Origin of the sequence: Microbacterium sp. B19(2022) (assembly GCF_012030385.1) — a bacterium.
Classification (GTDB): Bacteria; Actinomycetota; Actinomycetes; order Actinomycetales; family Microbacteriaceae; genus Microbacterium; species Microbacterium oxydans_B.
The window spans coordinates 189,877-211,265 of the sequence record NZ_JAAUVO010000006.1; the positions used below are offsets into that span (position 1 = coordinate 189,877).

Genomic DNA, 21,389 nt, shown 5'->3' on the forward strand with positions numbered 1-21,389 from the left:
TCAGCGCGCAGAGCTTGAAGACAATTCTACGACCTCGCGGGCCGCCGTGGCGACGTCCTCGTTCACGATGAGGTGATCGAACTCGTTCTGCGCGGCGAGTTCACCCTTGGCGGTGCGCAGTCGGCGGGCGCGTTCCTCGGCATCCTCGGTGCCGCGGCCGACCAGTCGATGCACCAATTCGTCCCAGCTCGGAGGCAGCAGGAAGATGAGCGTCGCGGCCGGTTCTGCGGCGCGCACCTGACGAGCGCCCTGCAGGTCGATCTCGAGCAGAACCGTCTTGCCGGCAGCCAGAGCCTCGTCGATGGGCCCCCGTGGCGTGCCGTAGCGCGACTTGTTGTGGACCACGGCGTGCTCGAGGAGTTCCCCGTCGGCGATCAGCCGATCGAACTCGGCGTCGTCCACGAAGTAGTAGTGGACGCCGTCGATCTCACCGGGGCGCGGCGGCCGTGTGGTCGCCGACACCGAGAGGTGGATCTCCGGATTTTGCTCTCGGATGTGCGCGGCCACGGTGCCCTTGCCGACCGCGGTGGGTCCGGCGAGCACGAGCAGTCGACTCCGCGCCCCTCGCGCGCTCGGAACGGGGAAGCGCGTGTCGAGCCATTCCTCCAGCACCCGGCGCTGACGAGCTCCGAGACCGCCGAGGCGCTTGACCGGAGAGATCTGCAGCTCCTCCAGCACGCGGTCGCGCTTGCCGGCACCGATCGCGGGGAGGGCGAGGAGGAAGTCGGTGATGCGCATCGACCCCTCGACCGAGTCGGCATCCTCCGTGGCGCGGTGCAGCACGGTCTGCGGAGTCACCACCCGCATCGTGAGGTCGCGCTTGACCGAAGCCCGCGCGCGACGGCGTTCGACGGCACGGCGCGCCGCGGCAGCCCTGTCGACTTCGGGAACCGTGCGCTGCGCGTCAGACACCGGCCACCTCGCGGTACTCGGTGGCGCGAGCGGTGATCGCTTCGGCCAGATCCGCGGGACCTGCCGAGAGGATGCTGCGGCTCTCGCTCGCGATCACCGAGTCCGACATGCGGTCGAAGCGGTGAGGGAGGTCGGCCGGCGTGGCACCCTGGGCGCCGAAGCCGGGAGCGAGGATGGGAGCTGCCGGGGCGAAGGGTTCGATCCCGGCCAGGGTCCAGTCGACGGTCGCGCCGATGACGAAGCCGAAGCTCCCCCACTCCCCTGCCGCCGACTCTGCGGCGTTGCGCGCAGAGACCTCGGTGATGACCGCGGCCGACACCGTCGCGCCGGTCGCGTCGGTGGAGCGCTGCAGGCCTTCGGCCTCGGGGTTGCTGGTCGCGGCGAGCACGAACAGCCCCTTACCGTTTTCGGCAGCCAGGGCGAACGCCCCGTCGAGAGCTCCGACGCCGAGGAACGGGTTGACCGTGAGCGCGTCGGCTTCCAGGGGCGAACCCGGAGCCAGCCACGCACGCGCGTAGTCGTCCATCGTGGAACCGATGTCCCCCCGCTTGGCGTCGGCGATCACGATGAGCCCGGCGGCGCGTGCCGCCCCGAGAACGTCTTCGAGTGCGGCGATGCCCTGCGAACCGAAGCGCTCGAAGAACGAGACCTGCGGTTTCACGATGCCCACCCGCCCGGAAGCGGCCTCGACCGTGCGCAGACCGAACTCACGCACGCCCTGTGCGTCGTCGCTCAGCCCCCACGCCGCGAGCAGCGCGGCGTGGGGGTCGATGCCGACGCAGAGCGGTCCGCGTGCGTGCAGCGCCGCTCGGACCCGCTCGCCGAAGCGTTCGCTCACAGTGCCGCCTTCCGCTCCAGCGCGTACTCCTGGAGGCTCTTGACCTGGAAGCCCTCGTGGGCGGCATCCATTCCACTCACGGCCGCGCCGAGCACGGCCATGGTCGTGAACAGGGCCTTGTCTGCGGCGACCGCCGCCGCGCGGATCTCATACCCGTCGGCACGGGCCGCCCCGCCGGACGGGGTGTTCACGACGATGTCGATCGCTCCCTCGTTGATGAGGTCGACGATGTTCTTCGCGCCGGATTCCTGCGTCGCACTGTACTTCTCGACGACGGTCACGGCGATGCCGTTGCGGGAGAGGATCTCGGCGGTGCCCTCGGTCGCGACGATCGTGAAGCCCAGCTGCTGCAGACGGTGCGCGGGGAGGATCACGGCGCGCTTGTCCGAGTCGGCGACCGAGATGAACACGGTGCCCGCGGTGGGCATGCCGCCGTACGCCGCCGCCTGGCTCTTCGCGAAGGCCGTCGGGAAGTCGCGATCGATACCCATGACCTCGCCCGTCGAACGCATCTCCGGGCCGAGGATGGAGTCGACGGTCTTGCCGTCGGCCGTGCGGAACCGCTTGAACGGGAGCACGGCTTCCTTGACCGACACCGGGGCATCGAGGGGCACGCGGGATCCGTCCTGCTCGGGCAGCATGCCCTCGGCGCGCAGCTCGGCGATCGTGGAACCGGTCATCACGCGGCTCGCGGCCTTCGCCATCGGGATCCCGAGAGCCTTGGAGACGAAGGGCACGGTGCGGCTGGCGCGGGGGTTCGCCTCGATGACGTAGAGCACGCCGGCGCTGATGGCGAACTGCACGTTCAGCAGTCCGCGTACGCCGACGCCCTTCGCGATGGCCAGAGTGGCCTCGCGCACCCGGTCGACGTCGGTACGGCCGAGCGAGACCGGCGGCAGCGTGCAGCTCGAGTCGCCCGAGTGGATACCGGCCTCTTCGAGGTGCTCCATGACGCCGCCGATGTACAGATCGGTGCCGTCGTAGAGCGCGTCCACATCGAGCTCGATCGCGTCGTCGAGGAAGCGGTCGACCAGGAGCGGCTTGCCCTCCTCGATGATGACCTCGCCCGCGGTGCGCACGAAGTAGTCGCGCAGCGATGCGGTGTCGTAGACGATCTCCATGCCGCGGCCACCGAGGACGAAGCTCGGGCGCACCAGCACCGGGTAGCCGATCTCCTCGGCGATGCGCACTGCGCCCTCGACGTCGATCGCCGTGCCGTTGCGCGGCGCCACGAGGCCGGCCTCATCGAGCAGACGGGAGAAGAGCTCGCGCTCCTCGGCCAGGTCGATCGCCTCGGGGCTGGTGCCGAGCACCGTGTATCCGGCGGCCTCGATGCCCTTTGCGAGCCCGAGCGGCGTCTGGCCGCCGAGCTGGCACACGACTCCGAGGATGGTTCCGCTCGCCGCCTCGGCGTCGAGCACCTCCAGTACGTCTTCGAGCGTCAGCGGTTCGAAGTACAGGCGGTCGGAGGTGTCGTAGTCGGTCGACACCGTCTCCGGGTTGCAGTTGACCATCACGGTCTCGAAGCCGGCGTCCGACAGCGCGAACGAGGCGTGCACGCACGAGTAGTCGAACTCGACACCCTGCCCGATGCGGTTCGGGCCGGAGCCGATGATGACGACCTTGGTCCGGTCGGATGGGGCCACCTCGGTCTCGAAGTCGTAGCTCGAGTAGTGGTAGGGCGTGAGAGCCGGGAATTCGCCGGCGCAGGTGTCGACCGTCTTGTAGACCGGGCGGATGCCGAGGCCGTGGCGGACGCCGCGCACCTCCGCCTCTTTCGTGCCGCGGATCTCGGCGAGCTGCGCGTCGGAGAAGCCGTGCTCCTTGGCATACCGGAGGGTCGCGGCGTCGAGCTCGGGAGCCGTGCGCACGATCTCGGCGACCTCGTTGATCAGCACGATCTGGTCGAGGAACCACGGGTCGATAGCCGTCGCGTCGAATGCCTGCTCGATGGTCGCACCCTTGCGCAGCGCCTGCTGCAGCGTCACGATCCGGCCGTCGGTCGGGATCTTCGAGATCTCGAGCAGCTCCTCGACCGAGCGCTCCTCGGCGCCCCAGTGGAAGCTCGATCCGCGCTTCTCCAGCGAGCGGAGTGCCTTCTGCAGAGCGGTCGCGTAGTTGCGGCCGATCGCCATCGCCTCGCCGACCGACTTCATGGTCGTGGTGAGGGTGGCGTCGGCGGCCGGGAACTTCTCGAACGCGAAGCGCGGCACCTTGACCACGACGTAGTCGAGAGTGGGCTCGAAGCTCGCCGGCGTCACGCCGGTGATGTCGTTCGGGATCTCGTCGAGGCGGTAGCCGAGTGCGAGCTTGGCAGCGAGCTTCGCGATCGGGAATCCGGTCGCCTTCGAGGCGAGGGCGCTCGAGCGCGAGACGCGCGGGTTCATCTCGATGACGATGATGCGGCCGTTCGACGGGTCGACCGCGAACTGGATGTTGCAGCCACCGGTGTCGACGCCGACGGCGCGGATGATGTCGATGCCGATGTCGCGCATCTTCTGGTACTCGCGGTCGGTGAGCGTCAGCGCGGGTGCGACCGTGATCGAATCGCCCGTGTGCACGCCGACCGGGTCGACGTTCTCGATCGAGCAGACCACGACCGTGTTGTCGGCCGTGTCGCGCATGAGCTCGAGCTCGTACTCCTTCCAGCCGAGGATCGACTCCTCCAGGAGTACCTCGGTGGTGGGCGAGTCGCGCAGGCCCGCACCGGCGATGCGACGCAGGTCGTTCTCGTCGTAAGCGAAGCCGGAACCCAGGCCGCCCATCGTGAAGCTCGGGCGGACCACGAGCGGGTAGCCGAGTTCGTCGGCGGCCGCCAGGACCTCGTCCATCGTGTGGGCGATGCGGGAGTCCGCCACGTCGGCACCGGCGTCGAGGACCAGCTGCTTGAAGATCTGCCGATCCTCGCCCTTGTTGATCGCCTCGAAGCTGGCGCCGATGAGCTCGACGTCGTACTTCTCCAGGATGCCGTGGTTGTGCAGCTCGATCGCCGCGTTCAGCGCGGTCTGGCCGCCGAGGGTCGGCAGGATCGCGTCGGGGCGCTCCTTCGCGATGATCGTCTCGATGACCTGCCACGTGATCGGCTCGATGTAGGTCGCGTCGGCGAAGTCGGGGTCGGTCATGATGGTCGCCGGGTTGGAGTTGACCAGGATGACCCGGACGCCCTCTTCACGGAGCACGCGGCACGCCTGGGTGCCGGAGTAGTCGAACTCGCAGGCCTGACCGATGACGATCGGGCCGGAGCCGATGACGAGGACGGAGTTGATGTCGTCGCGCTTGGGCATTACTTGGAGTCCTTCTGGCTTGCGATGACCAGGTCGCGGAACCTGTCGAAGAGGTAGTTGGCGTCGTGCGGGCCGGCCGCCGCCTCGGGGTGGTACTGCACCGAGAAGGCCGGGATGTCGAGGGCGCGGAGGCCCTCGACGACGTTGTCGTTGAGGCCGACATGGCTGACCTCGACCTTGCCGTAGCCGTTCGGGCTGTCGAACGAGCCCTCCAGGGGCGCCTCGACCGCGAAGCCGTGGTTGTGGGCCGTGATCTCGACCTTGCCGGTCTGCTTGTCGAGCACCGGCTGGTTGATGCCACGGTGGCCGAAGGGCAGCTTGTAGGTGCCGAGGCCGAGCGCGCGACCGAGCAGCTGGTTGCCGAAGCAGATGCCGAAGAACGGGAGGCCGTCATCGAGCACCGAGCGGAGCAGCTCGACGTGGTCGCCGGAGGCCGCAGGGTCGCCGGGGCCGTTCGAGTAGAAGACCGCGACGGGGTCGATCGCACGGATCTCGTCGATCGTCACGTCCTGCGGGAGCACGTGCACCTCGAAGCCGCGGGCGGCGAGGTTGTCGATCGTCGCCTGCTTCACGCCGAGGTCGAGCACGGCGAGGTTGCCGATCCGGTCCCCCATCGCCGTGGTGATGGTCACGACGTCGACCGAGACCTCGGCGGAGAGGTTGCGCCCCGCCATCTCGGGCGCTTCGCGGACGATACGCACCTGCTCTTCCGGGTCGAGGTCGGCATCAGCACCGGAGAAGATCCCGCCGCGCATGGAGCCCGCCGAGCGGATGTGGCGGGTGATCGAACGCGTGTCGATGCCGCTGATGCCCACGACGCCGTCCTCGACGAGCACGTCGTCGAGTGAGGCGTTCGCGCGCCAGTTCGACACGACGCGCGAAGGGTCGCGCACGATGTAGCCGGCGACCCAGATGCGGCGGGACTCCGCGTCTTCGTCGTTCATGCCGGTGTTGCCGATGTGAGGTGCCGTCTGCAGGACGATCTGACCCGCGTACGAGGGGTCGGTGATCGTCTCCTGGTATCCGGACATGCCGGTCGCGAAGACGACCTCACCCAGGGTGCGGCCGCGGGCACCGTACGCGCGTCCGGTGTGGCGGGTGCCGTCTTCCAGCACGAGGACGGCGGGATCGGGGAGCTGAGCCGCAGGGGCCTGTCCCGGGGGTGTCGAGAGTGTCATGACGTTGCTCCAGTGTCGGGGGCGGCGGGGACGAGCCGCTGCAGGTCGGAGATGAGATTCCGCGGGTCGCCGGTGGCGAGCCGCAGGTAGCTGTCGACGATCGTGTCGTCGTCGATGTTCCAGGCGATGCGCACGAGGCCGCCGGGCTCGACGACCCGGTCGATCGTGACCGTGGCGCGGTCGACGGCGACGAGCCGGGCGTTCGCGAGGAACACCGTCGGCGCGCCGTCGAGGCAGAGGGCGATGCCGCGATCCGTGAGGGCGAGTTCGCCGCGGGCCCGGTACGCGAGGGGCGACACCGCCAGACGCTCGAGCGGCTGCTCGTGCCGTGTCGTCGACACGTACAGCACCTCGTCGCGGCGGGAGACCTCCGCATGCTCCGGAACCCCCAGCGGGGCCGTGAACACAGAATCGCGGCGGATTCGTCGTCGCCAGGCGAAGAGCATGGTGAGCAGTACCAGGAGCGCGACCGCGATCGTGATCGCGACAGCGAGGTCCCGAGCGCTCATGCGCCGAGCTCCTCGACGACGCTGCCGCCGTCGACGGTGAGGACGCCCCCGTGGATCGTGTACTCGACCCGTCCGGGAAGAGCCCTGCCGAGGTACGGCGAGTTCACACTGCGGCCGTGCAGATCGGCTTCGGTGAAGACGCCGTCGACGGAGGCGTCGTAGAGCGTGATCTGGGCGGGCTGACCGACCTCGAGCGGAGTGCCGTGACCGGCGAGGCTGCCGATACGCGCCGGCGTCGCGCTCATCACCCGTGCGACATCGGACCACTCCAGCAGCCCGGTCTGCACCATCGACTGGTGCACGACGCGCAGTGCGCTCTCGAGGCCCACCATGCCGTTCGCGGCGGCCTGCCACTCGCACGCCTTGTGCTCGCTCGGGTGCGGGGCGTGATCGGTGGCCACGATGTCGATGGTGCCGTCGGCGAGCCCCTCGCGCACGGCGAGCACATCCTCTTCCCGGCGCAGGGGCGGGTTGACCTTGTACCGCGCGTCGTATCCGCGCACGAGCTCGTCGGTCAGCAGCAGGTGATGAGGGGTGACCTCGGCCGTGACATCGATTCCGCGTTTCTTGGCCCAGCGGATGATGTCCACCGACCCTGCGGTCGAGAGGTGGCACACGTGCAGGCGCGAGCCGACGTGCTCCGCGAGCAGCACGTCGCGGGCGATGATCGACTCCTCGGCGACGGCGGGCCAGCCGGCAAGGCCGAGCTCCGCCGAGACCGTGCCCTCGTTCATCTGCGCACCCTCGGTGAGGCGGGGATCCTGCGCGTGCTGCGCGATGACGCCCCCGAAGGACTTCACATACTCGAGCGCGCGGCGCATGATCAGCGGGTCGAACACGCAGAAGCCGTCGTCGCTGAAGACGCGGACCTGCGCGCGGGACGTCGCCATGGCGCCCAGCTCGGCGAGACGCTCGCCCTTCTGGCCGACCGTGACCGCGCCGATGGGCTGCACGGTGGCGTAGCCGGCGGCTTCGCCGAGGGCGAGCTCCTGCTCGACCACGCCGGCGGTGTCGGCGACCGGCGAGGTGTTGGGCATGGCGAAGACGGCCGTGAAGCCGCCGGCGGCTGCAGCCCTCGTGCCGGTGAGGATGGTCTCGGAGGCTTCGTAGCCCGGCTCCCGCAGATGCGTGTGGAGGTCGACGAGACCGGGGAGCGCGACGAGTCCCGCTGCGTCCACGACGCGTGCACCGGTCCGGCTCAGTCCGCTGCCGATCTCGGCGATCCGGCCGTCCTCGATGATGATGTCGGCGCTCTCGGCACCGAGAAGCTGCGCACCGGTGATGACGAGGGTCTCGTTCACAGGTCTCCCCCTCGTTCGTCGTCTCGTTCTCCTGCCAGCAGCAGGTACAGCACCGCCATACGGACAGAAACCCCGTTCGTGACCTGTTCCAGCACCGTCGAACGGGGGGAATCGGCTGCTTCCGAAGAGATCTCCAGTCCCCGGTTCATGGGTCCGGGGTGCATCACAATGCTACCGCCCGGAAGAGCCGCCACACGCCGCGCGTCCAGGCCCCAGCGTCGGGAATACTCCCGCTCAGTCGGGAAATACGCGGCGTTCATCCGTTCCAGCTGGATGCGCAGCATCATCACCGCGTCCGGCTCCTCCGCCAGCGCCTGATCGAGGTCGTACACGACGCGGACCGGCCAGAGCGAGACGTTCTGGGGAACCAGCGTCGGCGGAGCCACCAGCGTGACTTCGGCACCGAGCGTGGTGAGCAGCCAGACGTTCGAGCGGGCGACCCGTGAGTGCAGGACGTCGCCCACGATCACGACGCGCATTCCGCTCAGGTCCTGGCCGCGGCTGTCGGCGCCGAACCGACGCTTGCGGATGGTGAAGGCGTCGAGCAGAGCCTGGGTCGGATGCTCATGGGTACCGTCGCCGGCGTTCACGACCCCGGCCGAGATCCACCCGCTGGTCGCGAGGGTCTGCGGTGCACCGGAGCCCGGGTGACGGACCACGACCGCGTCGGCGCCGATCGCCTCGAGCGTCTGCGCGGTGTCCTTCAGGCTCTCGCCCTTCGAGACGCTGGAGCCCTTCGCGGCGAAGTTGATGACATCGGCGGAGAGTCGCTTGGCGGCGGCTTCGAACGAGATGCGCGTACGCGTCGAGTCCTCGAAGAAGAGGTTCACGACCGTCTTGCCGCGCAGGGTCGGAAGCTTCTTGACCTCACGGGACTGCGTGTCGGACATGTCCTCGGCGACATCGAGGATGCGCAGGGCCGTGGTCCTGTCGAGAGTGCGGGTGTCGAGGAGGTGTCTCATTCGCCGATCGTCACCTCTTCGGCCCCGTCGTTCTCGAGGAGGCGTACGTTGACCCGCTCGGTGCGGGCGGAGGGGATGTTCTTGCCGATGAAGTCCGGCCGTATCGGAAGCTCACGGTGCCCGCGGTCGACGAGGATCGCGAGGCGCACGACCGCGGGGCGTCCGATGGACTGGATCGCGTCGAGAGCGGCGCGGATGCTGCGGCCGGAGAAGAGCACGTCGTCGACGAGCACGACGGTCTTGCCGTCGATGCCGCCGACCGGGATCTCGGTCGGCTGCGGAGAACGGGTCGGGTGCTTGGCGAGGTCATCGCGGAACAGCGTGACATCGAGCGATCCGACCGGGACGGACTGCTGCGCGATCTCGCTGATCAGCAGGCCGAGGCGGTGAGCGAGAGTGACGCCGCGGGTCGGGATGCCCAGCAGGACGAGGTTCTCGGCGCCTCGATTGGATTCGAGGATCTCGTGCGCGATACGGGTCAGCGCTCGTGAGATGTCGGCTTCGTGCAGCACAGTGCGCATGCTCATCGGCCGCTCCCTTCTCCGCCTCACAGGACGGTGTTAAAGGTTGCTTGTCATGCCAGTGTATCGGAGCGATGAGGCTCCCGAGGGTCAGCTGGCCTCTTGCAGCACCGGGTCGGTGACGTCGTCGATCTTCGACGAACGGATCGCGTGACCTGCGGTGGAAAGGCATCGCCCGGTCTTCAGATCCCACTTCCAGTCGTGCATGCTGCACGTGAGGATGCCGTCTTCGTCGACCGTGCCGGTGCGGGTGAGGTCTGCGCGCAGGTGCGGGCAGCGACGCTGAACGACCCAATCGCCGATCTCGGTGTCTTCGGTCTGGTCGGTCTGCTCCTGGTACCAGTTCTCGACGTACTCGATGCGGTCGACCGAGAGGCACTTGAGGAACGTGGTGAGGAACTCGTTGAACTTGCCGCTGCGGCCGACGGAGAACTGCATCGAGAGGAAGATCGAGTTCGACCAGTCGATCTCGTGGTCGACGATGTTGGTCGACACCAGATCGGCGGGGATGGTGTACCAGTACACGCACTCCTCGCCCGCGTACTCGCGGACCTTCGCGCGCGGGAAGTCCACGACCATGTCGAGTTCGCCGATGCGGAAGCGCACGCAGCCACCGACGCCGAGCCGGATCGTGCGGGACTTCTTCAGCAGCGGCTCCCACCACGTCTTGATGGCTTCGAGCATCTCCGCGGGCGGGATGATCTCGGCGCGAGAGGCCTCCTCATCGTGGATCTCCTGCTGTCGGCTCGCGCGCTGCTCCTCGAGGTAGTCCCACTTCTCATCGAAGATGTGCGCGATCTCGGCCTCGGTGTAGAGAGTCTGCTCGCTGGTGACCGCTCCCCCGTCGACCGTGACCACGGTGCCGGGGATGAAGAGCTGGCCGTCGTACTGCGGCGCGAGCTCCTTCATGTGCGCGAGGAACTGCTTCTGATCCGTGAAGATCGACTCGCCGTTCTTGCCGAGCCCGTTGAAGTCGAACAGGTCGTCGCGGAGGAACATGGGCGGGCCGGCCATCGGGAAGACGTGCGGGGCATCGACCTTCTCGATGTAGTACATGGCGCGCTTGTTCTGCGCCTCGCGCTTGAGCCGAGCGAAGTTCTGCTTGGCATCCAGCGGCAGGTCGTAGACCATGGGCCACCAGATAGCTCCGGAGACCTGCGTGAAGTACGCGTCGGGCTTGCCGAAATCGAGCAGCTTCTCGAGGTCGAGCGGGTGGGAGTCGTTCTGGTTGAGCACCGAGCCGGTACCGTCGTCGACGCTCAGGGAGGAGTCGCCGATCGGACCGTCGCTGGGCGCGCGCAGCGGTGTGATCATCATCTTGAGCTCACCGCGCTCGATGACCCGACCCGCGGGTGCGTAGGTGATGTTCGTGTAGCCGAGCGCGCGGATGTCCTTCTCGAGGTCATCGGTCGGGTACTCCGGAAGAAGCACCTCGATGTCCTTGCGGATGTAGCGCTCGAGCAGCTTCGGGTCGAAGTGGTCGCGGTGGCGGTGCGAGATCCAGAGGAAGTCGGCCTCACGCCCGAAACGCTCCCAGTCGAGCCCTCGGTTGTCGGGGAACGGGAACCAGGATCCGTAGAAAGAAGGCCCGAGGACCGGGTCGCAGATGATGTTCCCGCCCAAGGTCTCGATGAACATCCCGGCGTGGCCGAGTCCCGTGATCCGCATTGCATTCCTCCCGAAAGTGAACCGTTCGATTGTACCGAGGGCTCCCTGTGGGCCCGGTCGACCTCGCCGTGAGTATTCCGGTCAGGCGTCGAAGAGCCCGCGGCGGCCTCACCGACACATCGCCGCGCGAGGCCGCCGCGCCACACTTCAGGCGTTGGAGCCGTGGGGGTATCGCAGGCGGGCCGCTCCGATGACCAACAAGGTGATGAGCGCTGCCAATGCGATTATCAGGAGAGCAGTGGCGCCTACGGATCCGGTGATCGTCACGGCCGGAGCATATTCCCGTCCGGCAGCGCCGCGAAACGTCGCGATAAATGGAATCGCGATCGTCGTCCCGCCGCCGAACGCCACGGCCGCGCATAGCATCCATCCAACGAGCACGATCCCGACCGAGATGAGGAGTGAATGGAGAACGACCAGGCAATAGCCAACCATCGACGAAGCCGAGCCGCGCATTCCGATCGCCCCTTCAGCGCTCGTCATCGTACGCACCTGGCAGTGAAGCCATTCTTCGTGGACAGCTCGGGATACTTCCCCATCGCCCGGCACGTGTTCCACCAGCTGACAACGATCCACGTAGCGACACCGAGCACCGCCGCGGCAACGACGATCATCGCAATCGTCGTCACGACGATGACGACCAGGGGGAGAGGATCGGCAACGACGGGGTACGCCACGTCGCTGAGCTCCTGATGCTCGACGATCTGCGTCAAGGTCGTTCCCTCGACGATGTAATGCGTTGGTACTCCCTCGCCATTGGCGTCGCGGGCCCAAGCCGGCTCAAAGACCACCTTGGTCACACCTTGCGCGTCAATGATCTGCGCCCCGCCTTCGTCGGTCGCCACGAGCCTGTGCCCTGCGGGAATCGACAGGCCATACGCGTAAGACTCGGACGCCAGTTCATTCTCGATGACCGAGAGGAGCCGTACGCCTCCCTCCGTCGGAACGACGGCGTTGGAGCTCTCACCGCCAGAGGCAAACGCGACGGCGCCGTTCTCTAGCGTGCTGGCGGGGGCTGAGGTTGCTGCATTGGGGAGAGATATCCCGAGCGAGAACTCCCCTACGGTCATGGAAACGCCATCTCTGGCATTGGCCGGGATGATCACGTCCAGATAGCCGTCGCTCATCACAGGATTGGCATTGTCCTGCGCTGGCGACTGGGAGCCGACGGGGTGCTGGAGCAAACCTTCACCCAGGTTGCCGAGAGCGCTTGCGACTGCCTGATCCTCCTCACCATATGAGGACGTACCTTCCTCGGCGAGAGCCGGTGTGGCCGTCACCATTGTTGCAGCCAACGCTCCCGCGATGATGATTCCTACTGTCCGGTTCGTTCTCATGTGCATCTCCAAGCCTCCTCTACTTGATCCCCGCTAACCGGTAACACGCTAGTTGTGTACGGGTTGCGACTGCTTGCGCACCGAACTTCCCGTAGATGCGCCCCACCCACCCCGTCCGGCTTGAGCTGTCCAAACGACGTGCCCGCGCTCGTCCTCCTTCGAACCTCGCGGCGAGAGACAGGTCAGGCGTCGAACAGCCCGCGGATGTCTTCGGCGGAGAGGGACTGCGCGAACAGTGCCTCGTCGTCCAGCACCGCCGTGAACAGACGCGCCTTCCGACGCTGGAGTTCGAGCACCTTCTCCTCGATCGTGCCCGCGGCGATCATGCGGTAGACGAACACCTGGTTGTCCTGACCGATGCGGTGCGTGCGGTCCACGGCCTGCGCCTCGGCGGCCGGGTTCCACCATGGGTCGAGCAGGAACACGTAGTCGGCCTCGGTGAGGGTGAGTCCGAATCCGCCGGCCTTCAGGCTGATGAGGAACACCGGCTGCTCCCCCGACGTGAAGCCTTCGACCACCTTCTGGCGGTGCCGCGTCGAACCGTCGAGATGCGCATACGGGATGCCTGCGGCTTCGAGGCGCGCCGCGGCCATGTCGAGGAACGACGTGAACTGGCTGAACACCAGAGCCCGATGCCCCTCCGCCTGCAGCTCGATCACGCGCTCGAGCAGAACATCGAGCTTGCGGGATCCGATCTTCGCGTCTTCGGGATCGATCAGTCCGGGAGCCAGGCTGAGCATGCGCATCAGTGTCAGAGAGCGGAACACGATGAAGCGGTTGCGGTCGAGGTCTTCCAGCAGTCCCAGCACCTTCTGCCGCTCGCGCTGCAGAACGACCTCGTAGAGCGCCCGGTGGGAGGAACTCAGCTCGACCTCGAGGATCTGCTCCTGTTTCGCCGGCAGCTCCGGTGCTACCAGCTCCTTCGTGCGGCGCAGCAGGAGTGGGCGGATGCGGCGGCGCAGCCGTTCGAGCCGGCGCTGCCGATAGGCCCCGCCCTCCTCGTTCTCGGGGACCTTGCCCTGCTCGATCGGCTGGATGTAGTCCTCGCGGAACTTCCGGGCAGAGGCGAAGAGGCCCGGAGCCGTCAGCTTGAGCAGTGCCCACAGCTCGCTGAGACTGTTCTCCATCGGCGTTCCGGTGACCGCGAAGGTGACGTCGGCGGGGAAAGTCGCGACCGCGCGGTGCAGCTTGGTCTCGGGGTTCTTCACGAACTGGGCTTCGTCGAGGATGAGTCCGGCCCACTCGACACCGGCGTACGAGTCTTCGTCGAGCCGTGCGACGGCATAGGTCGTGATCACGAGGTCGATGTCAGCCAGCGAGGATGCCAGCGGTGGCCCCTGTGTGCTCGCCCGGACCAGCACGCGCAGCGCCGGCGCGAATCGTGCGGCCTCGCCGCGCCAGGTCGCGAGGACAGACGTGGGCACGACGACGAGGAACGGTCGCCGCTCCCCCGCTTCGCGCGCGTGCATGATGAGCGCCAGCAGCTGCAGCGTCTTGCCGAGGCCCATGTCGTCGGCGAGGATGCCGCCGAGGCGGTGCGCCCAGAGGAAGGCGAGCCAGTCCAGACCCTCCTTCTGATAGGGGCGGAGTTCGGCCGTGATTCCTTGCGGCACCGCGACCGCCGGTACGGAGCTCGCCCGACGCAGCCCGTCGGCCGTCGCCCGCCATGTCACGGCGGGAAGAGCCTCGTCGGCGAGATCCTCGAACTCCTCCCACAGGTCAGTCTGGTGTCGGCTGATCCGCGGACCGGCTTCCCACTCCTCGAGGTCGCCGGCCTCGTCGATCAGCTCGCGGAGGCGGTCCAGCGCCCGGTGATTCAGAGAGAAATAGCCGCCGTCGGAGAGGAGGAGCTTCTTCTTCCCCTTGCTTAGTGCGGTGAAGAGCGGTCCGAACGGGATGGTCCGGCCGTCGATCTTCACCAGGACACCGAGATCGAACCAGTCGGGATCAGTGCTCTCGAGCGTGGTCACCGTGATCTCGGGCTCGCCCGTGAGCTCGTGATAGCTCTTGCTGCGGCCGGTGACGGTGACGGTGACGCCCTCGGCCTCGAGCGCCGGCACCACTCGGGTGACGAACTCGGCGGCCGCGATGTCGTGGAAAGTCCCGGTGGGCGCGAGCTCCTCCCCCAGTCGTTCCGTCCACACGGCCTGCAGCGCATCCCTCAGGGCATTCTCGGCGACGGCGTCTCGCACCGCATCGGAACTCGGCGTGAAAGGCACGAGTCCGAACCCGCGGTAGTCCCACTCGAACGAATACTTGACGGTGTCGCCCCGCTGGAAGGACAGTTCCAGCACGGCACGGGGCGCGGGAAGAGGAGGCAGCTCGACCCGACCGACCGGCCGCACGTCGATACGGCGAGCCAGCAGCGGATAGGCATCGCGGAAGAACGCCGCCTCGTCGCGGGCCGGCACCTCGAGGCCTTCGCCGGCACCCAACAGCGCGTGGACGGGTCGGCTGATCGCCACCTCAGCCAGCGTCACGCGGAGCTTCGTGCCGCGCTGCGCGACCTCGTACAGACCACTGTGCCCGATCGGATGCACGGCGAGCGGTTCGACCTCGCGGCCGTCGATGGTGATGTCCGGGCGCACGACGAGGCCACCGCCCTCGCGTGCGACGGTCGCACCGATCGATGCGCGCTCCGCGAGCACGACAGTTGTGCTCTTCTGGGTGGCGACCAGCGGGATGCCGACGTCAGCCCCCGCACGCAGATGCCCCCAGAGCAGACCGGACTCGATCAGGTCGGCCACCAGCCAGTCGCCCGCAGTGCCGGAGAGGAGCGTGTCGCGCGCGATGCTGAGCAGATCGGCGAACCACCGCGACCGGTCGCGCCCGTACTGCGTGGGCGAGCGGCGAACCGCGTCCCACGATGCGGTCCCCTGTACCCAGGCGCCGGTGGACGCACTCTTCTCGAGCGGTCGGATTCCGAGCAGGATCTCGCCGGTGCGCTTCGCCACATCGCGTGCGGTCGCCGTGCGCTGGGGACGGGACGCCCACGGGTTCGCGCCTCGGCCGTCGCGCAGTCGCAGTTCCACACCGAGTGCGAGTGGAGTTTCGGCGTCGTCGCGCGGAGCGCCGAGAATCGACCGCCAGTCCGCGGATGCCGAGCCCTCCGAGCGGGACGGGTCGGACGCGAGGGACATGCCCCCATCCTCTCCGACACCACCGACAGTGTCTCGTGCCGGACGGTCAGGCGGAGCGGGCCACCCGCGCGAGCACGCCGTGCACGAACGCGCCGGAGTCGTCGGTCGAGAATTCCTTCGCGAGCTCCACGGCCTCGTCGATCGCGACAGCCGTCGGCACCTCGTCGTTGTAGAGGATCTCCCACACGGCGATGCGGAGCAGCGCGCGGTCGACCGCGGGCATCCGCTCGAGCTTCCAGTCACGACTGTGCGTCGTGATCTGCTCGTCGATCTCGTCGCGCTGGTCGATGATGCCGTCGACGACCTCACGGGCATAGAGCCAGGAGGCTTCACGTGCAGGCTCGCTGGCCGCACGCTTCGCCTCGGCTGCCAGTGTCACGGCGATGTCATCCCCGCGCACATCGGCGGAGAACAGGATGTCGAGAGCGCGCTTGCGCGCCTTCGTCCGGGCGCTCACGCCTTACTTCTCGCGGCCGAGGTAGTCACCCGTGCGGGTGTCGACCTTGACCTTGGTGCCGGCCTCGACGAACAGCGGCACCTGGATCTCGTAGCCGGTCTCGAGGGTCGCGGGCTTGGTGCCGGCCGACGAGCGGTCGCCCTGCAGACCCGGCTCGGTGTAGGTGATCTCGAGGATCACGGATGCCGGAAGGTCGATGTAGAGCGGGTTGCCGTGGTTCAGCGCAATGGTCACGGCCTGGTTCTCGAGCAGGAAGTTCTTCGCGTCGCCCACCGTGGCCGCACCGACCGTGATCTGGTCGAAGTCGGTCTGGTCCATGAACACGTAGCCGTCACCATCGGTGTACAGGTACGTGTAATCGCGGCGGTCGACGTTCTCGATCTCGATCTTCGCGCCCGCGTTGTACGTGCGGTCGACGACCTTGCCGGACACGACGTTCTTCAGCTTGGTGCGCACGAACGCACCACCCTTGCCGGGCTTGACGTGCTGGAACTCGATGACGCTCCAGAGCTGCCCGTCGATGCTGAGGACGACGCCGTTCTTGATGTCTGCGGTAGATGCCATGCGCTGCGAGTTCCGTTCGTGTGTCTGCGGGTTCGGACGAGGCCGACAGTCGAGTCTAAGGGATGCGCGCCCGGACCCCCGCACGGCTCATGCCGCGAAGAGACCCGTCACACGAGAACATAGGCCCGCAGCACCGCCTGGCACACCCCGTTGACGTCGGGGGTTTTCCGCGCTCACCCTGGAGGCGGAAGAGAGGGACGCTCATGTCCGGAAGAGCAGCGCGCAGGCGGAGCGGACGTCCTGATGGAGGACTCGATCCGACCCTGGTGACCAGTCAGCCCGCGCTGCGGTCGTCCTCCGGAGCCATCTGGCTCGTCGTCGCCGCGCTGTTCGCCGTCATGAGTCTCGTGCCCCTGGTGGCCATCGCGGTGGACGGCGGCCCCGCGGAATCCGTGGCCCTCGTGACCGCGACGCTCGTGGTCGGTCTTCTGCTCGCGATGCTGGTGATCCGTTGGACGGTGCGCGAAGGGCCACCCCGGCTGCGCGCGTTGGCAGGCTGCTTCCTCGGGATGGCGCTGATAGCCCTCATCGGCATGGTGATCTGCGTGATGATCGTGTGGAGCCCGCTGACGCGCTGAGGACTCGCTTCGATCAGAGGTGCGTGACCAGTTCGCGCACGGCGTCAGCGTAGCCGTCGACGCCGCGGCCGATGACGCGCACCACTGCGACGTCATGCAGGTAAGAGTGGTGGCGGAACTCTTCGCGGGCGTACACATCGGAGATGTGCACCTCGGCGAACGGCAGCGCGACACCGGTCAGCGCGTCCCGGAGCACCACGGACGTGTGCGTGAGGCCGCCGGGGTTGATGACGATGCCCGTGCAGTCCTCGCGCGCGGCGTGGATGGCGTCTATCAGGACGCCTTCGTGGTTGCTCTGCACCGCGCGCACCTCGAAATCGAACTCGGCGGCGGCAGCAGCAGTGATCCGCTCCACGTCGGCGAGCGTGGCGGTGCCGTAGACATCGGGTTCGCGCGTGCCCAGCAGGTTCAGGTTCGGGCCGTTGACCAGGAGGATGCGGCGGGTCACGCACCCACCTCCTGGTAGGCGGCGAACATCAGCGACTCGTCTGGGGCCTGCAGCACAGTGGGCTTGGCGATGTCGTCGAGCAGGATGAACCGCAGCATCCCGCCGCGACTCTTCTTGTCGCGCTGCATCGTGGCGAGCAGCTGCGGCCACGCGCCCGCCCGGTAAGAGGTGGGAAGACCCAGCGACTCCAGGATGGTGCGGTGGCGCTCGGCCGCGGTATCCGAGAGCCGGCCGGCAAGGCGTGAGAGTTCCGCGGCGTACAGCATCCCCACCGAGACCGCCGCGCCATGCCGCCAGCGATACCGCTCGGCGTGCTCGATCGCGTGCCCGAGGGTGTGTCCGTAGTTGAGGATCTCGCGGAGCCCCGCTTCGCGGAAGTCGTCGGAGACCACCTCGGCCTTCATGGCGATCGCCAGTTCGATCGCACGACGGAACTCGTCCGTCGTCGTGTCCACCGCGCGAACGGGATCGGACTCGATGATGTCGAGGATCTCCGGTGCCCAGATGAACCCGGCCTTGACCACCTCGGCGAACCCTGCGGTCGCCTCGTTCGGGCTCAGGCTGGCGAGCTCGTCGAGGTCACCGATCACGGCGCTGGGGGCCCAGAAGGCGCCGACGAGGTTCTTGCCCTCGGCGGTGTTCACGCCGGTCTTTCCGCCGACCGCGGCGTCGACCAGCCCGAGAACGGTGGTGGGCACCTGGACCAGCTGCACACCGCGCAGCCAGGTCGCCGCGACGAAACCTGCGAGATCGGTCACTGCACCGCCGCCGTAGCCGACGACGGCGTCGCTGCGGGTGAAGTCGGCCTGCCCCATGACCTGCCAGCAGAATGCGGCGACCTCGATGCGCTTGCCCTGCTCCGCGTCCGGGATCTCGGCGAGCAGAACTTCGCGCGGCCCTTCGGCCGTGTCGGCGAGCAGACGGTCCCGCAGCTCGGCCGCGCGCGCCGCGAGCGTCGGCGGGTGCACGACCAGGATCTTGCGCACACCCGGCGCGAGGGCAGCGGAGACCTGCTCGAGGATCCCCCGCCCGATCGTGATGTCGTAGGCATCGTTCCCGGTGACACTGATGGTCGTCGTGCTCATCGCTGCTCTCTCCTCCATGTCACGATGTCGTCCGCGATCCTCTGCATCGGACGACGTGAGGTGTCGAAGGTCGTCGAGGCGACCTCGGCGTACCACCTCCGGCGTTCCTCGAAGATCTTCTTCCAGCGCTCGACCGGATCCTCCTCGCCCGCCAGCAGGGGGCGATTGCTGCCGCGCAGCCGATCGGCCACCGCATCGACGCTCACCGTCAGGAAGACGACCGGTTGATCCTTGAGCAGATCGCGCGTGTCGGCCTGCGTCACCGCGCCGCCTCCGAGGGAGATCACGCCGCCCTCGGAGAGCGCCTCCGCCACCGCTGCCCGCTCGAGGTCGCGGAAGTGCGCCTCTCCGTGCTCGGCGAAGATGGCAGGGATCGGGCCGTGCGTCGCGACGATGCGCTTGTCGGTGTCGACGAAGGCGACTCCCAGACGACGCGCGACGCGTCGACCGACGCTGGTCTTGCCGGCGGCCATCGGGCCGACCAGCACCAGCGTCAGCGGGTCAGCCTCGCTCGTCATGCGTGATGAGCGCCGCCTCGGACGCGGGTGTCGTGCGCAGCTCCGCGGGGATGCCGTCGAGGTACCCGTCGAGGTTGCGCCGCGTCTCACGGATGCTGTCGCCGCCGAACTTCTCGAGTACGGCGTTCGCCAACTCGACCGCGACCATGGCCTCGGCGACCACACCCGCAGCGGGAACCGCGCACACGTCGGAGCGCTGGTGGTGGGCGGTCGCGTCGTCGCCGGTCGCGATGTCGATGGTGCGCAGCGCGTGCGGCACCGTGGCGATCGGCTTCATGCCGGCACGCACGCGCAGGACGGTTCCCGTGGACATACCGCCCTCGGTGCCGCCGGCGCGGTCAGAGCCGCGCGTGATGCCGTCAGCGGTCGCGAACAGCTCGTCGTGCGCCGCCGAGCCACGACGGCGCGTGGTCTCGAATCCATCGCCCACCTCGACGCCCTTGATCGCCTGGATGCTCATCAGTGCCTGGGCGAGACGGGCGTCCAGGCGCCGGTCCCAGTGCACGTGCGAGCCGAGCCCGGGCGGGAGGCCGTACGCCAGCACCTCCACGATGCCGCCGAGCGTGTCGCCGTCCTTCTTCGCATCGTCGACTTCGGCGACCATCAGCGCCGAGGTCGCGGGGTCGAAGCAACGCAGCGGATCGGCGTCCAGGGCATCCACGTCGTCCGGAGTCGGAAGAGCAGATCCCGGAGGAACCTGCACCGGACCGATCGAGAGCGTGTGGCTGACCAGACGGATGCCGAGCTCGCCGAGGAACGAACGGGCGATGGCACCGAGCGCGACGCGTGCGGCCGTCTCGCGAGCACTCGCACGCTCGAGGATCGGACGCGCCTCGTCGAAGTCGTACTTCTGCATGCCCACCAGGTCGGCATGACCCGGGCGCGGGCGCGTGAGCGGAGCGCTGCGCCCGCGGGACTTGTCGGTGAGCTCGACGGGCTCGGGGTTCATGACCTCGATCCACTTCGGCCACTCGGTGTTACCGATGCGCAGGGCGATCGGGCTACCCAGGCTCTTTCCGTGACGGACGCCGCCCGAGAGGGTCAGCTCATCCTGCTCGAACTTCATTCGCGAGCCACGGCCGTAGCCCAGCTTGCGGCGGGCGAGATCGGCCTGGATGGCTTCGGAGGAGACAGGGACGCCGGAGGGCAGACCCTCCATGACGGCGATGAGTTCTGGGCCGTGGGATTCGCCGGCCGTGAGCACGCGGAGCATTGCTCCAGTCTCCCACGGGTTCGGACCCCCGCTGCGCCGCGTTTCGTCCTGCGCGTCGGGTCAGAGCGCGGCGCGCATCGCGGCGACGACCGAGTCCTCATCCGGCAGCTCTGTGCGGGGATCCCCGTGATGGAAGACGCGGATCTGACGAACGGCCTGGTGCAGCAGCATGCCGAGTCCGGAGATCACGGCCCCGTCGCCCCAACCCGCCGCGAGAGCCGAAGGCCACGGCGCGTAGGCGGCATCGAACAGCGCTCCCCCGCTCTCGGCCAATGCCGTCGAGGTGTCGGCAGGAAGCGCGGTCCCACTGGGCAGAGTCGCGATGGTGAGATCGGCGCGCGAGGGCTTCACATCGAGCGGCTGCGTCTCCACCAGGACACCGATGTGCGCTCCGAGCGCCACCAGTCCGGCCGCCCGCTCGGGTCGTCGGGCGTGCACGAACACGCGGGTCGCACCCAGCTCCATCGCAGCTACGAGGGCAGAGGCGGCCGTGGCACCGGCCCCGAGGATGCGGACCGTTCCCGCCTCGGTCACGCCGGCCTCGGCCAGCGCGTCGACGATCCCGCCGACATCGGTGTTGAACCCCGCGGGCGCGTCCCCGAGCAGCAGGGTGTTGACAGCACCGGTGAGTTCAGCGTGGGCATCCTTCGTCGCCGCGGCGCGGAACGCCTCCTCCTTCAAGGGCATGGTCAGCGAGAGACCACGCCAGGAGTCGTCGAGTTCCGCGAGGGCGTCCGCGAACGCGGGTGCCGTGACCTGACGGCGTCCGTACTGCCAGTCCACGCCCAGCACCCGGTACGCCGCGGCATGCAGGTCCGGCGACTTGGAGTGCGCGATCGGGTCGCCCCAGACCGCCAGACGGGTACCTGTCACCGT

At 68.1% G+C, this 21,389-nt stretch carries 20 protein-coding genes; 1 reads left to right on the top strand and 19 read right to left on the bottom strand.

What is annotated here, in order from left to right:
• The 14 genes from gmk to efp all read right to left on the bottom strand — a co-directional run bounded on the left by gmk (position 1) and on the right by efp (position 16,671).
• A complete protein-coding gene (gmk, locus tag HCX50_RS07555; protein ID WP_167633532.1) occupies positions 1-912 on the bottom strand; it encodes a guanylate kinase in 912 nt (303 codons plus the stop codon).
• The gene (gene pyrF, locus HCX50_RS07560) at positions 905-1,750 is read right to left on the bottom strand and encodes an orotidine-5'-phosphate decarboxylase (RefSeq protein ID WP_167633534.1); all 846 of its coding nucleotides are present in this window, start codon (positions 1,748-1,750) and stop codon (positions 905-907) included. Before pyrF ends, gmk begins: the two co-directional genes overlap by 8 nt.
• Positions 1,747-5,034: a carbamoyl-phosphate synthase large subunit gene (gene carB, locus HCX50_RS07565; protein ID WP_091036433.1), complete on the bottom strand. Its 3,288-nt coding sequence runs from the start codon at positions 5,032-5,034 to the stop codon at positions 1,747-1,749. The genes pyrF and carB overlap by 4 nt, the downstream gene beginning before the upstream one ends.
• Positions 5,034-6,212 (bottom strand): glutamine-hydrolyzing carbamoyl-phosphate synthase small subunit, encoded by a 1,179-nt coding sequence (gene carA / locus HCX50_RS07570; RefSeq protein ID WP_091036437.1) that lies wholly within the window; start codon positions 6,210-6,212, stop codon positions 5,034-5,036. Before carA ends, carB begins: the two co-directional genes overlap by 1 nt.
• Positions 6,209-6,721 carry a PH-like domain-containing protein gene (locus HCX50_RS07575; protein ID WP_091036439.1) on the bottom strand — a complete coding sequence of 171 codons (513 nt, stop codon included), beginning with the start codon at positions 6,719-6,721 and terminating at the stop codon, positions 6,209-6,211. The genes carA and HCX50_RS07575 overlap by 4 nt, the downstream gene beginning before the upstream one ends.
• Positions 6,718-8,022: a dihydroorotase gene (locus HCX50_RS07580; RefSeq protein ID WP_091036441.1), complete on the bottom strand. Its 1,305-nt coding sequence runs from the start codon at positions 8,020-8,022 to the stop codon at positions 6,718-6,720. Before HCX50_RS07580 ends, HCX50_RS07575 begins: the two co-directional genes overlap by 4 nt.
• Positions 8,019-8,984, bottom strand: a complete 966-nt coding sequence (locus HCX50_RS07585) for an aspartate carbamoyltransferase catalytic subunit (protein ID WP_091036443.1) — start codon at positions 8,982-8,984, stop codon at positions 8,019-8,021. Before HCX50_RS07585 ends, HCX50_RS07580 begins: the two co-directional genes overlap by 4 nt.
• On the bottom strand, positions 8,981-9,511 hold the full coding sequence (gene pyrR, locus HCX50_RS07590) for a bifunctional pyr operon transcriptional regulator/uracil phosphoribosyltransferase PyrR (protein WP_029263350.1): 531 nt from the start codon (positions 9,509-9,511) through the stop codon (positions 8,981-8,983). Before pyrR ends, HCX50_RS07585 begins: the two co-directional genes overlap by 4 nt.
• Positions 9,512-9,595: 84 nt before the next feature.
• The gene (locus HCX50_RS07595) at positions 9,596-11,173 is read right to left on the bottom strand and encodes a Rieske 2Fe-2S domain-containing protein (RefSeq protein WP_091036446.1); all 1,578 of its coding nucleotides are present in this window, start codon (positions 11,171-11,173) and stop codon (positions 9,596-9,598) included.
• 147 nt (positions 11,174-11,320) lie between these two features.
• Entirely contained in the window at positions 11,321-11,656 is a 336-nt protein-coding gene (locus tag HCX50_RS07600; protein ID WP_167633536.1) for a hypothetical protein, read from the bottom strand.
• Complete coding sequence (locus HCX50_RS07605; protein WP_167633538.1) at positions 11,653-12,510, bottom strand: hypothetical protein; 858 nt, start codon at positions 12,508-12,510, stop codon at positions 11,653-11,655. Before HCX50_RS07605 ends, HCX50_RS07600 begins: the two co-directional genes overlap by 4 nt.
• A 182-nt stretch (positions 12,511-12,692) precedes the next feature.
• Positions 12,693-15,650 carry a DEAD/DEAH box helicase gene (locus tag HCX50_RS07610; RefSeq protein ID WP_167633540.1) on the bottom strand — a complete coding sequence of 986 codons (2,958 nt, stop codon included), beginning with the start codon at positions 15,648-15,650 and terminating at the stop codon, positions 12,693-12,695.
• 46 nt (positions 15,651-15,696) lie between these two features.
• Positions 15,697-16,107 (bottom strand): transcription antitermination factor NusB, encoded by a 411-nt coding sequence (nusB, locus tag HCX50_RS07615; protein ID WP_091036452.1) that lies wholly within the window; start codon positions 16,105-16,107, stop codon positions 15,697-15,699.
• A gap of 3 nt (positions 16,108-16,110) precedes the next feature.
• Positions 16,111-16,671, bottom strand: a complete 561-nt coding sequence (gene efp, locus HCX50_RS07620; RefSeq protein WP_091036454.1) for an elongation factor P — start codon at positions 16,669-16,671, stop codon at positions 16,111-16,113.
• A gap of 266 nt (positions 16,672-16,937) precedes the next feature.
• On the opposite strand from efp, the gene HCX50_RS07625 reads away from it, so the two are divergent.
• A complete protein-coding gene (locus HCX50_RS07625; protein ID WP_167633542.1) occupies positions 16,938-17,249 on the top strand; it encodes a hypothetical protein in 312 nt (103 codons plus the stop codon).
• Positions 17,250-17,262: 13 nt separating this feature from the next.
• On the opposite strand, the gene aroQ is transcribed toward HCX50_RS07625, so the two are convergent.
• From aroQ to HCX50_RS07650, 5 genes are read right to left on the bottom strand one after another with little or no spacing between them, the layout of a single operon-like run.
• Positions 17,263-17,697 (bottom strand): type II 3-dehydroquinate dehydratase, encoded by a 435-nt coding sequence (aroQ, locus tag HCX50_RS07630; RefSeq protein ID WP_167633544.1) that lies wholly within the window; start codon positions 17,695-17,697, stop codon positions 17,263-17,265.
• Entirely contained in the window at positions 17,694-18,782 is a 1,089-nt protein-coding gene (aroB, locus tag HCX50_RS07635; RefSeq protein ID WP_167633545.1) for a 3-dehydroquinate synthase, read from the bottom strand. Before aroB ends, aroQ begins: the two co-directional genes overlap by 4 nt.
• On the bottom strand, positions 18,779-19,300 hold the full coding sequence (locus tag HCX50_RS07640) for a shikimate kinase (protein WP_029263341.1): 522 nt from the start codon (positions 19,298-19,300) through the stop codon (positions 18,779-18,781). Before HCX50_RS07640 ends, aroB begins: the two co-directional genes overlap by 4 nt.
• Entirely contained in the window at positions 19,284-20,513 is a 1,230-nt protein-coding gene (aroC, locus tag HCX50_RS07645) for a chorismate synthase (protein ID WP_167633547.1), read from the bottom strand. Before aroC ends, HCX50_RS07640 begins: the two co-directional genes overlap by 17 nt.
• Before the next feature lie 60 nt (positions 20,514-20,573).
• Positions 20,574-21,386, bottom strand: a complete 813-nt coding sequence (locus HCX50_RS07650) for a shikimate dehydrogenase (RefSeq protein ID WP_167633549.1) — start codon at positions 21,384-21,386, stop codon at positions 20,574-20,576.
• Positions 21,387-21,389: the final 3 nt, after the last annotated feature.